The organism is Tautonia sociabilis, assembly GCF_003977685.1.
In the GTDB taxonomy this organism is placed as follows: Bacteria; Planctomycetota; Planctomycetia; order Isosphaerales; family Isosphaeraceae; genus Tautonia; species Tautonia sociabilis.
In genome coordinates, this window is the sequence record NZ_RYZH01000029.1 from 62700 (window position 1) to 76041 (window position 13342).

Annotated in this window: 9 protein-coding genes; 5 read left to right on the forward strand and 4 right to left on the reverse strand. The window is 68.9% G+C overall.

Annotation, left to right across the window (positions count from 1 at the left end; all coding sequences use genetic code 11):
- Nucleotides 1–87 precede the first annotated feature (87 nt).
- The 3 genes from TsocGM_RS15345 to TsocGM_RS15355 all read right to left on the reverse strand — a co-directional run bounded on the left by TsocGM_RS15345 (nt 88) and on the right by TsocGM_RS15355 (nt 3017).
- The gene (locus TsocGM_RS15345) at nt 88–1308 is read right to left on the reverse strand and encodes an FG-GAP repeat domain-containing protein (protein ID WP_126726341.1); all 1221 of its coding nucleotides are present in this window, start codon (nt 1306–1308) and stop codon (nt 88–90) included.
- 5 nt (nt 1309–1313) lie between these two features.
- Nucleotides 1314–2210, reverse strand: a complete 897-nt coding sequence (locus TsocGM_RS15350) for a hypothetical protein (RefSeq protein WP_126726342.1) — start codon at nt 2208–2210, stop codon at nt 1314–1316.
- A 132-nt stretch (nt 2211–2342) separates the two neighbouring features.
- A complete protein-coding gene (locus TsocGM_RS15355; protein WP_126726343.1) occupies nt 2343–3017 on the reverse strand; it encodes an HAD family hydrolase in 675 nt (224 codons plus the stop codon).
- A 294-nt stretch (nt 3018–3311) separates the two neighbouring features.
- Here TsocGM_RS15355 and TsocGM_RS15360 point away from each other — a divergent pair, with 294 nt between their 5' ends.
- From TsocGM_RS15360 to TsocGM_RS15375, 4 genes are all read left to right on the forward strand, one after another.
- Nucleotides 3312–4445, forward strand: coding sequence for a pyridoxal phosphate-dependent aminotransferase (locus TsocGM_RS15360; RefSeq protein ID WP_126726344.1), 1134 nt, complete (start codon nt 3312–3314; stop codon nt 4443–4445).
- A 920-nt stretch (nt 4446–5365) separates the two neighbouring features.
- A complete protein-coding gene (locus TsocGM_RS15365) occupies nt 5366–5641 on the forward strand; it encodes a hypothetical protein (protein WP_126726345.1) in 276 nt (91 codons plus the stop codon).
- Between the two features lie 129 nt (nt 5642–5770).
- Complete coding sequence (rlmN, locus tag TsocGM_RS15370) at nt 5771–6847, forward strand: 23S rRNA (adenine(2503)-C(2))-methyltransferase RlmN (RefSeq protein WP_126726346.1); 1077 nt, start codon at nt 5771–5773, stop codon at nt 6845–6847.
- A 66-nt stretch (nt 6848–6913) separates the two neighbouring features.
- Nucleotides 6914–7594, forward strand: a complete 681-nt coding sequence (locus TsocGM_RS15375; RefSeq protein WP_233578924.1) for a sigma-70 family RNA polymerase sigma factor — start codon at nt 6914–6916, stop codon at nt 7592–7594.
- A gap of 205 nt (nt 7595–7799) precedes the next feature.
- Here TsocGM_RS15375 and treY read toward each other — a convergent pair whose 3' ends face one another.
- Nucleotides 7800–10907: a malto-oligosyltrehalose synthase gene (treY, locus tag TsocGM_RS15380; protein ID WP_126726347.1), complete on the reverse strand. Its 3108-nt coding sequence runs from the start codon at nt 10905–10907 to the stop codon at nt 7800–7802.
- Nucleotides 10908–11130: 223 nt separating this feature from the next.
- Between treY and glgX the strand changes: the two genes are divergently transcribed.
- On the forward strand, nt 11131–13308 hold the full coding sequence (gene glgX, locus TsocGM_RS15385) for a glycogen debranching protein GlgX (RefSeq protein WP_126726348.1): 2178 nt from the start codon (nt 11131–11133) through the stop codon (nt 13306–13308).
- Nucleotides 13309–13342 lie beyond the last annotated feature (34 nt).

The window sequence follows — 13342 nt, forward strand, 5'->3', positions numbered from 1 at the left end:
AACTCGATCGCAAGAGGGGAATCGCGTGCTCGGGGACCCCAGCCTCTCCAGGATGTCAGACTCCCGCGATCCAAAACCTCCGGAGAATCAGTCCGATCGGGGGCGATACCAGACGACGTTGCGCGTGGCGCCGCCGACGGCGACGACGTCGGGGGAGCCGTCTCCGTCGAGGTCGCCCCCGCGGAGGTCCTGGGCGGCGATGTCGCGATCGAGGACGGTGCGGGTCCAGGAGGATCCGTCGAAGTGGTAGGCGGAAACGCGATGGTCATCGCCGCGGTGGCCGGCGAAGACCTCGTCGTAGCCGTCGTGGTTGACATCGGCGAGCCAGAGGGCGTGGCCCTGATCGAGGGTGCGATCGAGAATCGTGCGAGGGCCGAACGGGCCGGGGACTCGGTTGAAGCGGCGGTGGGGGACGAACGGAGCGTCGTAGGCGGCGACGATCGAGCCGTGCCAGGGTTCGATGGTCACGAGCAAGGCGCGATCTTCCGAAAGCCGGCCGAGATGGACCTCGCTCGCCCCCCGGGCGGGAGGAGGACCGAAGAGGCCGGGGACCAGGGGGGTGAGGAATTCCTGCTCCTCGGCGGGGAGGATGGGAGGGTCGAGGCGGCGGTGGAGGGTGACGCCCTCGTTGTTCGCCGACAGCACGACATCGCGATCGGCGCCGGGGAGGCGCTCGACGGCGATCGCATGCTGGACGAGGGCCCGAGTGGCCAGTTCGGGCTCGGGCAGGGGCCGGTCGGGAGCGACGTCGCGATAGACGACCAGGCGGGCCGGATCCTGCTGGTAGTCCGGCGGCGCGGCGTCGGCCCCGAAGAGAGGGGCGACGACCAGGTCGAGGCGCTCATCGCCGTCGACGTCGGCCCACCGGACACGGTGGATGCTGGGGATCTCCGCCAGCGTCCGGAAGGACCAGGGAGCCTCGGCCGACTCTCCCGGGAGGGCCAGGCCGAGTTTTCCTCGGCGGGGGGCGTTCATCTCGAAGTCATAGGCGATGGCGACCTCGGCTCGGCCGTCGCCATCGAGATCGGCGGCGGCGGAGGAGATGATCCCCGGGGTGGTGTCGGGGCCGGTGATGAGGTGCTTGGTCCAGGAGGGATTCCGGTACCAGGCGCAGGAGCCGCCGCCGAGGGCGATGACGTCGAGGCGGCCGTCGCCGTCAACGTCGGCAACCTCCACCTGGTAGGCGCCGGGGAAGTCGTCGTCGAGGACGATGCGCTCGAAGGAGGGCAGGGGGCGGATCGCGGGAGGGTCGTCGGGCGCCGGGGCGGCCGGGGAGAGCAGGAGGAGGAGCAGGGAGGCCAGGGGCATGGGGTTCAGTCCTCGGGGGTGTCATCGAGGTCGGAGGCCTTCAGGCCCCAGTGGTCCGGGACGCCGGCGGTGTCCTCGGGCTTCACGCGGAACTGGGAAAGGTCGACGTCTCCCTTGAGGTCGACCTCGACGAGCTTGAGGCGATTCTCCAGGAGCTTGACCTGCTGCTCCAGGAGGGTGAGCCTCGTCTCGGCCTCGTCGGGGCGCTTGGGGCGGGGGACCTCGGGGTAATTGAGCTGGCGCTGGAGGGCGGAGAAGAGGTAGAGGGGATCTCGGCCGTGGTTGGCTCGGGCGATCTTGCCTTCCTTCTCGCCGAAGAGGATGGGGAACTTCGGGGAGTAGTCCGGGTCCTTGCGGCGCATCTGGGAGACGAGGAAGGCGGAGCGCGAGTAGATGAGGTCGGCGAAGTCGACGTCGCCGAGGCGAGCGTTGAGCAGGGCGATGTAGTCGCGCCAGGCGTCGTTGTAGAAGGGATCGGCGGCCATGGCGTCGAGGCCGCCGGCGTAGCCCAGCCGATTGCGGCTGACGGCCTCGAACTGGTAGACGAACAGGCCGGCGGGGGAGGGCTCGCCGGCCCGGTAGGAGGCCTCGCGCTCGAGGACAAGCAGGGCCTGGTCCATGGGAAAGCGGTTGAAGACCTCCTCCTCGGCCTTGCTGATCACATAGGCCTGGAAGGGGGCGAAGTAATGGGTCAGCCGCCACATGGCGGGGCCCATCAGGCCGCTGACCTTGACCTCGGAGTGCATGAAGCCGACGGCCATCGGTAGTCGGGTGGTGGAAAGCAGCTCCTCTCCAATCCGGGCGAGCACCTCCTGGGCGGGGATGCCGTCGAGCAGTCGCTCGCGGAAGGCGCGGAAGAAATAGGCTTGCTCGATGTACTCCTCACGGTCGAGCACGGGCATGGCGGGGCCTCGCGGGGCGGAGGGCCAGGTGGTGGATGGCGGATGCCGTGGCTGACGGCCGTTGCGAACCGGACCGGGAACGGGAGATCCGTGCGAGCGCGGATCTATCCTAGCCGGAGGGGAGGGATCGGATCAGCCCCGAGGATCGGCGTGGAGGGAGTCGATCAGGGTGATGAGCTCGTCCACCCGGGAACAGCGGTGGTGGGGGGACTCGGCCTCGAGACGGTGGGGCTCAAAGGCGGCCCAGGAGACAGCGCAGGTGAGGGAGCCAGCGGCGAGGCCGGCACGAATGTCGGCAGGGCTGTCTCCAACCATGAGGATCCGGGAGGGGGAGACGCCGAGCAGCTCGGCGGCGCGGAGGATGCCGTCGGGGTCGGGCTTGGGGCGGTCGACGTCGTCTCCAGAGACGACGCAGTCGACGCGGTCGAGCAGCCCCAGGGCCCGGAGGGAGAAGCGGGCGGCTCGGCGGCCCTTGCCCGTGAAGACACCGACCTTCCAGCTCCGGAATCGGGCGTGTTCGATCGCCCCGGCGATGCCCTCGACGAGCCGGACCATGCGGTCGTGCTCTCGCTCGTAGTGGTCGAAGAAGCGGGCCTCGGCCTCGTCGAGGCAGTGCTCGGGGGCGAAGACCGCGAGGCAGGAGCGCTCGGCGGGGCCGAAGGTGGCCTCGACCTCGGCGTCGGTCGGAAGACGCTCGGCCCAGGGGGAGACGGCGAACCGGAAGGAGTCGAAGATCAGGGGGAGGGTGTCGGCGATGGTGCCGTCGAAGTCGAGCAGCAGCGCGCGGGGGGAGTCGGGCTCGGGCATGGGCGTGGTGGCTCGCCGAGGTGAGGGGAGTGGAGGGTCTCGGGGAGTGTCATTCTATCCGGATGGCAGAAGGGATGCCGCTCCCGGGCGGGAGAGGAGAACCGGCGGTTTCTGAGGTCGAGCGGCCGGCTCCCGGAGCGGGACCGGAGCGGAGAGGCCTCGGGGACCTGGCCGGGAACGCGGGGTCGTCGAATCCGGGAGGCGGGGCGTCGTAGAATGATCGGTCGTCGCCCCGGGGTCGGGGAGGCGGGGCCGGCGGTCAGGCCGGAGGACGAGGAGGAGGGGAGAGCGACCGTGAACGACGCCTGGATCGCCGACCGGATGGGGAAGATCGAGGCCTCGGGCATCCGCAAGGCCTTCGAGATGGCGAGGCAGATGACCGACCCGATCAACCTGTCGATCGGACTGCCGGATTTCGACGTGCCCGACCCCATCAAGGAGGCCGCCTGCGAGGCGATCCGGGCGGGGAAGAACGCCTACACGGTGACGATGGGCGACCCCACGCTGCGCGGAGAATTGCAGCGGCTGGTCGATCACTCCTTCGGCCACGACGACCGCCAGGTGATCGTCACCTCGGGGACGGCAGGAGGGCTGCTGCTGGCGATCTGCTGCTCGGTGAACCCGGGGGACGAGGTGATCGTCCTCGACCCGTACTTCGTGATGTATCCGAACCTCGTTGCCCTGGCCGGGGGGACCACCGTGCTGGTGGAGACGTATCCGGACTTCGGCATCCCGACGGCGAAAATCGAGGCGGCGATCACCCCGAGGACCAAGGCCATCCTTGTCAATAGCCCGGGGAACCCGACCGGCGTGGTCGCTCCGGCCGCAGAGCTGATGGCGCTGGCGGCCCTGTGCCGAGAGCGGGGAATCCTGCTCATCAGCGACGAGGTGTACAAGGCATTCTGCTACGACGAGCCGTTCCGGTCGCCGGCCGAGTTTAACGAGGACGTGCTCGTGGTCGACGGGTTCAGCAAGACCTACGGCATGACCGGCTGGCGGCTCGGATTCGCGCACGGACCGTCCCGGCTAATCCAGGAGATGGCGAAGCTGCAGCAATTCTCGTTCGTCTGCGCGCCGAGCCCGCTGCAGGCGGGAGTGGTCGGGGCGACAGGGCTCGACCTTTCCGGTCAGATCGACGCCTACCGGCGCAAGCGAGATCGGGTGGCCGAGGTCCTCTCCGGCCTCTACGACCTTCCCCGGCCAACCGGGGCCTTCTACGCGTTCCCGAAGGTGCCGGAACGCTGGCCGTCGGCGTCGGCGTTCGTGGAGGAGGCAATCCGGCACAACCTGCTGATCATCCCGGGGAACGTCTTCAGCAAGCGGGACACGCACGTCCGGCTCTCGTATGCGGTTGACGACGCCACGCTGGAGCGGGGCCTGGGCGTGCTGCGGTCGATGGCGAAGGCGGGGGGCCCGGCCCCGAGGTGAGGCCGGGGAAGCGCGGAGGACGCCGTTGGCGTAAGACTCGTTCGCCTGATGCAGGCCGAGGGCCCGCTCCATCGCCCCCCGGGCGGTGATGACGGCGACCACCGCCGGCAGGACTCGGCCGGCGACGTGGGCGCTGACGGGGTCGAGGTCGCGGGGCTCGGATCGCCAGGAGGGGAGGTCGGGGAGGCGGGGGACGAGGACGTCGGATTCGAGCAACGAGAGGCCGGCTCTCCGGTGGCAAACGGCCTGATCCTCAAAGGGCTCGAAGTGGGGGGAAAGGGGAAGCGGATCGGCCTCCAGCTCCTGCCGAGTGGCGTCAGCCTCCTCGAGCCGGCGGTGCTGGAGGCCGAAGTCGGGAGCCGCCGTCCGGTATCGGACTCGACGGAGAAGGAGAAGCGGCCGTCGGGGGAGGGGGGGCCTTGGCCGTCTCGGGAGCCGATCGGGGGAGGGCGTCTCGGGAAGAGGGGGAGACCAACGCCGAGGCCGTTGGGACGGCGATGCCCGCCTTGCACTTCGGGCACTCGACCACCCGGCCGCCCAGGTGATCCTTCACTCGGGCGGCGAAGCCGCAGTCCGGGCACCTGATCGCGATCGGCATGGCCGGGCTCCCGGTCGTCGCGTCGGTCCAGTTCGAGCGCATCCGGAGGGAACGCAATGAGGTGAGCAGACCTGATCCCGGATCGGGCCGCAAGGGGTGTTTGCTCGCGGACACACAAGGCGGTCGGGAAACGGCCTGTTGGGACGCGACTTCCCGTGGTACGATGACCCCTTTCCCGCCTCGCCGGGGGACCAGGGATCCGAACCACCCCCCGGGCGAGAGGAGGGCCGACCGCCTCGGCGACGAGGCCCCGGCGATCGCCGACCGGGCCCGGGCCCGGCTCCCCAACCGAACCGCTCGATTCCCCCAGGAGGTCCCCGCGATGGAGACGTTCGACGCGAAGATCATGCGCAAGCTGTTCCGCATGTCCCCCCGGGCCGATCGCCTGTTCGATCAGATCCGGTCGTCGCTTCGGGCCGAACGGGTCGCCAACCCCCCCGGCCCCGGCAACCTGCGCGACCTGAAGGCCCAGGCCGACAAGGACGCCTTGCAGCAGACCTACCAGACCATCTCCAGCGATCCCTCCTACGCCGAGGACGCCACGACCTACGACCAGCTCTTCAAGAAGGAGTACGGTGACGTCGCGGTCCGGGCCTGACGGCGACCGTCGGCCTCGCCTCGGAGCGGGGGGCGGGGCCGTCGACGGGCGGTGGTGACACCAGAGTCGCCGTCCCTCGGTAGAATCCAGGGAAGGCCCCGATCAAGGACCATCCTCCCCCGAAAGCCGATGAAGCGAGCGCTGCTCGACGCGACCGCCGAGGAACTGACCGCCTGGATGACCGGAAGGGGCCACCCCTCCTACCGGGCCAGGCAGGTCGTGCGCTGGGTCTTCGACCACCGGGCCGAGTCGTTCGATCGGATGAGCGACCTGCCCAGGGGGTTGCGCTCGGAGCTGGACACCGAGTGGACCGTGTTCGAGACGGAGATCGCCCACCACCACGTCTCCCCCGACGGGACGGACAAGCTGCTGCTCCGCTGCCGGGACGGCAAGACGATCGAGTGCGTCCTGATGGCGGAGGCCGACCGCAGGACGGTCTGCATCAGCACTCAGGTCGGCTGCGGCATGGGCTGCGTCTTCTGCGCCAGCGGCCTGAAGGGAGTGGAGCGGAACCTCTCGACCGGGGAGATCCTGGAGCAGGTGCTCCGCCTCCGGAACCTGCTGCCGCCGGACGATCGGCTGACGAACCTGGTCGTCATGGGCATGGGGGAGAGCCTGGCGAACCTGGACCGACTGATCCCGGCGCTGGACCGCCTTTGCTCTCCCGAGGGCCTGAACTTCGGCCAGCGGCGGGTGACGATCTCGACCGTCGGCCTGCCGGAGAAAATGCGGAAACTCGCGGAACTGGACCGGCAGTATCACCTGGCGGTTTCCTTGCACGCGCCGACGCCAAGGTTGCGGGACGAGCTGGTGCCGATCAACGCGAAGGTCGGGCTGGACGCCGTGATGCAGGCGGCCGACGCCTACTTCCACCGGACCGGCCGCCAGGTGACGTTCGAGTACGTCTTGCTCGCCGATCTGAACGATCGCCCCGAGGACGCGGAGGCGCTCGGTGCGCTCTTGAGCGGCCGGAAGGCACACGTCAATTTAATCCCGTATAATCCCGTCGCCGGCCTGCCGTACCGGAGGCCCTCGGCCGAGGCGGTTCGGCGGTTCGAGCGGATCGTGAGCGGGAGAGGCGTGAGCGTGAGCGTCCGCAAGACCAAGGGGCGGGAGATCGACGCCGCCTGCGGCCAGCTCCGGCGCCGGCTCCAGGCCGACGCGGGGCCCGAGCCCGGGGCGGTGGCGCTGATCGGCCAGCCCTGAACCGCATCGCCGAGCCAGACGCGCCGATCCCGTCGGACCGATCGGAACACCGGAGAGACCGATCCCGTGGCATCCACCGGCGGCCCGACCCCGACTCCGACCCCGACCCCGGCCCAGGACCAGGACCAGGACCAGGAACAACAGCTGGCGGCTCGGGATCCCGACGTCCGGCTGATGCTCCAGGTGCGGGACGACGTGCAGGGGGCCTTCGAGGTGCTCGTCCGGCGCTACCAGGATCGGTTGCTCGGGGTGCTGACCCACCTGGTCGGCGACCAGTCGGACGCGGAGGACCTGGCGCAGGAGGTCTTCCTGCGGATCTACCGGGCCCGCAAGGGGTATCGGCCGCAGGCGAAGTTCTCGACCTGGCTGTTCACGATCGCCAACAACCTGGCGTTGAACCATCTCAGGGGCAAGGGCCGACGTCCGGCCGGCTCGCTCGACGGCGGCACCGAAAGCCGCCCCGGATTGCCGGCGGCCGAGCGCGTGGCCGCCGCCGAGGGGACCGCCTCGGGACAGCTCCGGCAGTCGGAGCTGGAGCAGGTCGTCCGCGAGGCGGTCGGCATGCTCGGGGATGACCAGCGGCTGGCGGTCCTGCTGAACAAGTTCGAGGACATGAGCTATGCCGAGATCGCCTCGGTGATGAACCGCTCGGAGGCGGCCGTCAAGTCGCTGCTCGCGAGGGCCCGGATGGAGCTGCGATCGCAACTGGAGCCGTACCTGCGATCGGGCCAGCGGACGACCTCCTGACCGGGGGAAACGCCCGGCAGAGTGCTGGCTCCCCCTCGCCTCCCGGATGGTGCCCCTCCCGGCGATCACCCCGACCGTCGACGCGCCCGGCCCCCCGGCCGTCGAGGAGGCCCACCCTTGAGGGCGAGGCCCCCTCCCCTGGCCGGGCCGCCGACGATGTACCTTCCCGGGAATCCGAGGAGGGAAGCCCCTCCCCGGATCGGGCTCAGGAATCCTCGACCATCAGACCAAAGGGGATGGTGCGGAAGATCTCGGCCAGGGGGAGCGTGGGGCGGTCGTCGCCGTCTCGGAGGGTGACGACCTCGTCGGTAAGGAGGTTGCGCCAGCGTCGGGGGAGGCCGGAGTCGGGCAAGGTGAGGTGGGTGTCCTGCCAGACGTCGGGGCCGACGGGGAGGCAGGTGCCGTCGTCTCCCATCAAGGAGGCGGCAAGTCGGGGGACGACGACGGCGGCGTAGCGGCCGTCTCGGTATCGGCCGAAGGAGACGACATGGGCCTTCCGTTCCCCCTCGGCCTCCAGCGGGCGGTAGACCCCCTGGGCGTAGAGGTCGGGGTGGGCCTTGCGGTGTTGCAGCGCGGTCCAGATGGCGTAGAGCTTGATCGCTCCGTCGTCGGGGGAGGCGAGCAGCCGGGAGGCCAGCTCGGCTCGGGGAGTGCCCGAGGCGAGGGCATCGCGGAGGGAGGAGAGGATGCGGCGGCGAAGGTCGTAGTCGACGGGGCGGCGATTGTCGGGGTCGACGAGCGCGAGATCCCAGAGCTCGCAGCCCTGGTAAATGTCGGGCACGCCGGGAGAGGCGACCTTGAGCAGGGCCTGGCCGATCGAGCCGATGACGCCGATCCGGGCGACTCGGCGGGCGAAGGGGAGAAAGTCCTTGAGGAAGATGTCGGAGCCCTCGCCGGTGATCACGTCGGCGATGAAGCCGGAAACGGCGTCGCTGTAGGAGGGGTCGGGGTCGGTCCAGGTGGTGTTGACCTTGGCCTCCCGGATGGCCTTGAGCATGTACTGCTGGACGCGCCCCACAAGCCCTTCGGGCACGTCGTCCCCGTTGCCGAAGGGCCAGATGCCGACGAGCGTCTGATAGAAGAGGTACTCCTCCCGAGGGTCGGGGGCGGGGGAGCCCTGGACGTCAACCTTCTTGGTCTTGTTCCAGTATCCCCAGCGGTTGAGGTGGGTCTGCCAGTCGTCGGCGAGCTCGGAGAGGACGTTGATGCGCATGCGGGCGTCCTCACCGCGCTTGTTGTCGTGCGTGGCGGTGGTGGAGAAGCCGCCGGGCCACCGGGAGAGGCGGTGGGCGTTCATCGCGTGGAAGGAGGAAGGGGAGTGGCCGAATCGGCCGGGCTCGCCGCCGACCTCGTTGAGCGAGGCGAGCTTGATCTGCCGGTAGAAGGCGGTGTCCTCAACCCCCTTGGCGGTCACGGGGCCGGTGGTCTGCTGGAACCGGGTGACGAAGGCCTCTCGCTGGCGGATCTCGTCGTCGGAGATCCCCTCCGGGTGCTCCAGCAGGAGGGCGGCGCGGACGAACTCGAAGACGGAGGGGTCGATGGTGGGGTTGCGCCGCCGGGCGCGGTGGACGGCCATGTCGATGTAGGCCCGGTCACGCTCGGAGATCGGCTCGCCAGGCCGGAGGTAGGTGCGGTAGACGGGGAAGCAGGCGATGACCTCGCGGAGGGCACGCCTCAGGTCGTTGAGCGTGAAGTCCCGGCTGCGGCGGTCGTGCTCGGAAACGCGGTTGAGCTGGCGGGCGAGCATGTTCAGCTCGCTGGCGAGCGAGGCTCGGCAGATGACCTGCTTGGCGTCGTAGACCACCTCGGCCCAGGGCTCCCGGTCGCCGGTGAACTCGACGTAGGAGGCGTCGATGGTGGGCTGGCCGTCGGGATCGACAAAAAGCCCGTTGATCGTGTTCAGATACTCGTATCCAACCGTTCCGTCGACCATCCAGCGCTCGGGCAGGTCCTCCCCTCGGCTGAGAATCTTCTCGATGACCACGGGGAAGCGGCGGGCGAGCGGCCCGTCGGGCTCGGCGGCCACGGCGGATCGGAAGCGGTCGCGGAGACGGGCCTCGATGGCGTCTCGGTGGGCGGGGTCGGTGTCCGGATCGAGCTCCCGGAGGCAGGAGCGGACGAACAGCGTCTCCTGTAAGCGGGAGAAGTAGCCGGCGGGGTCGGCAAGGCCGTCGGGGTGGTCGATGCGGAGTGCGGAAACGCCCCCTCGGTCGACCCAGTCGAAAATGAGGCGGTGGGTGGTCTCGAAGACCTCGGGGTCCTCGGTGCGGATGCCGGCGAGGTCGTTGATGTCGAAGAAGCGACGGTAGTTGATCTCTTCCACCGCCACGCGCCAGTAGGCGAGCCGGTAGACCTGCATCTCCAGCAGCTCGTGCAGCAGGTCGAAGCTGCGGGGGTCGCCGGGAGTGCCTCGGAAGAGGGTGAGGTTCTCGTCGATGAAGCCGGAGAGCTCGGGACGTTCCTCGCAGAGGCGGGCAAGCCGATGCTTGATCACCTCCTTCTCGGCCCGATATCGGGCAACGGATTCGTCGTCCGTCGCGTCCCGGGGGGGAAGGTTCTCGATGGCGGAGATCACACTGCGGAATTCGAGCAGATGGACGTCGTCGGGGGGCAGCAGGGCGGCCAGCTCGTCGGGCCGCTGGCGGAGAATCAGCGCGTAGGAGCGGGGGGCGATGGGAAGGCGGTGCTCCCAGTAATCGAGGTGGAAGGCCCCCCCCTCGCGGCCGACGACCAGCTGGCCGTCCTCGAGAACCTTGCCGTACTGGTCGCCAAGGATGGGCAGCAGGACGCGGCCCTCGAGCTCCTCCTTGACCGGCTCCCAGTCCACGTCGAAGTAGCGGGCGGACTCGGCCTGCTCGCCGTTCTCCAGAAGGTCGAACCAGTACGGGTTGCCTCCCGTGATGCCCATGTGGTTGGGAACGACGTCGACCACTCGGCCCATGCCGAGCCCGATCATCCGGGAGACGAGGCGCTCGTGGGCCTCGTCGTCGCCGATCTCGGGGTTGATCTCGCCGTGGTTGAAGACGTCGTAACCGTGCGTGCTGCCGGGGCGGGCGGCAAGATAGGGGGAGAAGTAGGCATCGGAGACGCCGAGGTCGTCAAGGTAGTCGAGGATGGCCTCGACGTCGACCAGGCGGAAGCCGCGGTGCAGCTGGAGGCGATAGGTGGCGCGAGGGCGTCGGAGGCGATGGGACTCGGCACGGCGAGCGGCGGCGGCGAAGAGGGCGTCGGCCTCGAGGTCGGCCGGGGAGGGGCCGGCGTCAGGGGGGGAGGCATTCGGTCGGAGCTCGGCGGCGTCGGGGCGGGGCGTCATCGTCGCTGGGCCTCGCGGGGGTCAGGGTCGAGCGGCCGGGAGCGGGGCCGCTACGCGGCGGGCCTGCACAATCGGCTCGGGTTCTGCTAGAGTGTGCCACGGGAGGCCCCGGGGCGCGGCCGGCCATCAGGCCGCCGGCTTCCCGGGGCTTCGCGTCGCCAGCGATGCTGGCCGGGACTCGATCTTACACCGAGGCGGGCGCGCCGTCGCCCGTTCGCCGACGATGCCGACGATCAGGGACATCCACCCGGGAGAGCCGGAACCCCTCGGCCCGACCGTGCGGCCCGACGGGATCAACTTCGCGATCCACTCTCGGGGCGCGACCCGGATGGAGCTGCTCCTGTTCGACAACATCGCCGACGACAGCCCCGCCGTGGTCATCCCCTTCTCCCGGGAGGTGAACAAGACGGGGGACGTCTGGCACATGTTCGTCGAAGGGCTGCCCAACGGCACCCTCTACAACTATCGCGCCGACGGACCGTACCGACCCGACAAGGACGGCTCACGCTTCAACCCGAGCAAGGCGCTGCTGGACCCCTACGCCCCGGCCGTCTCCGGGGACTTCGACTGGAACGATGGCGACCCGCTGGGCTACGACGCCAGCGATCCCGACGACCCCGACCGCCACCTGAGGAGGAGCAAGGTGGCCAACGTCGGCGGGGCCCCCCGCTGCATCGCCTACCGCAGCGACTTCGACTGGCAGGGGGACAAGCATCCCGACATCCCGATCGAGGAGTCGATCATCTACGAGGTGAACGTCCGCGCGTTCACCCGGCACCACTCGTCCGAAACGGACTTCGAGGGAACCTACCGCGGCTTCATGGAGAAGATCCCCCACCTCAAGGATCTGGGGATCACCGCCGTCGAGCTCCTCCCCGTCTTCGAGTTCGAGCGGTTCGACGGCCCCTTCCGCGACCCGATCACGGGAGAGCGGCTGGCCAACGCCTGGGGCTACAACACGATGGCCTTCTTCGCCCCGGAGAGCCATTACAGCTACTACGGCAAGCTCGGCGCCCAGGTCGACGAGTTCAAGATGATGGTGCGAGAGCTGCACAAGGCGGGGATCGAGGTCATCCTCGACGTCGTCTTCAACCACTCCCGAGAGGGAAACCACTACGGCCCGACGGTCAGCTTCCGGGGGCTGGACAACTCCATTTACTACATGCTCGTGCCCGGACAGCCGCAGTACTACTACGACGTCACCGGCTGCGGCAATACGATGAACTGCAACCACCCGGTCGTGCGCAAGTTCATCCTCGATTGCCTGCGCTACTGGGTCGAGGAGATGCACGTCGACGGCTTCCGCTTCGACCTGGCGGCGGTCTTCGCCATCGACGTGGACCTGGTCGAGAAGGGAAAGACGCCGATCATCGAGGAGATCGAGACGGATCCGGTGCTCTCCCGGATCAAGCTGATCGCCGAGCCCTGGTCGATCACCCAGTACCGCCTCGGGTCGTTCTCCGACCGGCGCTGGGCCGAGTGGAACGGCAAGTTCCGCGACGCCGTGCGCAAGTTCCTCAAGGGAGACATGGGGATCGCCTCCGAGCTGGCCACCCGGGTGGCGGGCTCCTACGACCTGTTCGCCCCGAACAGCGACAGCGAGCGCTCGCCGTATCATTCGATCAACTTCGTCACCTGCCACGACGGCTTCACCCTCAACGACCTGGTCTCCTACAACGAGAAGCACAACGAACGCAACGGCGAGGACAACCGCGACGGCCACAACGAGAACGAGTCGTGGAACTGCGGCTACGAGGGGCCCGTCGAGGACGCGGACGACCTGACCAGCGAGCAAAAGGAAGAGATCGAGCGGCTCAGGATCAAGCAGATCAAGAACTTCCTGACCCTGCTGTTCCTCTCCCAAGGGACGCCGATGCTCCTCTACGGCGACGAGATGCGCCGCACCGCCTTCGGCAACAACAACACCGTCTATCAGGACAACGAGCACAACTGGCTGAACTGGGAGCTGCTGAAGAAGCACCGGGAAATCTACCGGTTCACCCGTCAGATCATCGCCTTCCGGAAGAAGCACTCGATCGTCCGGCGCTGGCGTTACCTGACCGCCGAGGAGGACGAGACGCCGATCCTCCGCAACATCACCTGGCACGGCGTCAAGCCCGGAAAGCCGGACTTCTCGGGAACCTCTCGGTTCCTCGCCTGGACCCTCGAGGCGTTCGAGACCGACGAGCGCTGGGACGTCCCAATCTACGTCGCCAGCAACGCCTTCTGGGAGCCGATCGAGGTGGAGCTGCCCGACCAGGAGGGCCGGCGCTGGTACCGGGTGGTGGACACCTCGCTGGAGGAGGGCTCGGACATCGTCCCCCAGGAGGAGGCCGCGTTCCTGCCCGACCCGATGTACGAGGTCCAACCGAGAAGCACGATCGTCCTGATCGCCCGCTGACCGGGATACGGTCCGAGTCATGCCGGTCCTCCCG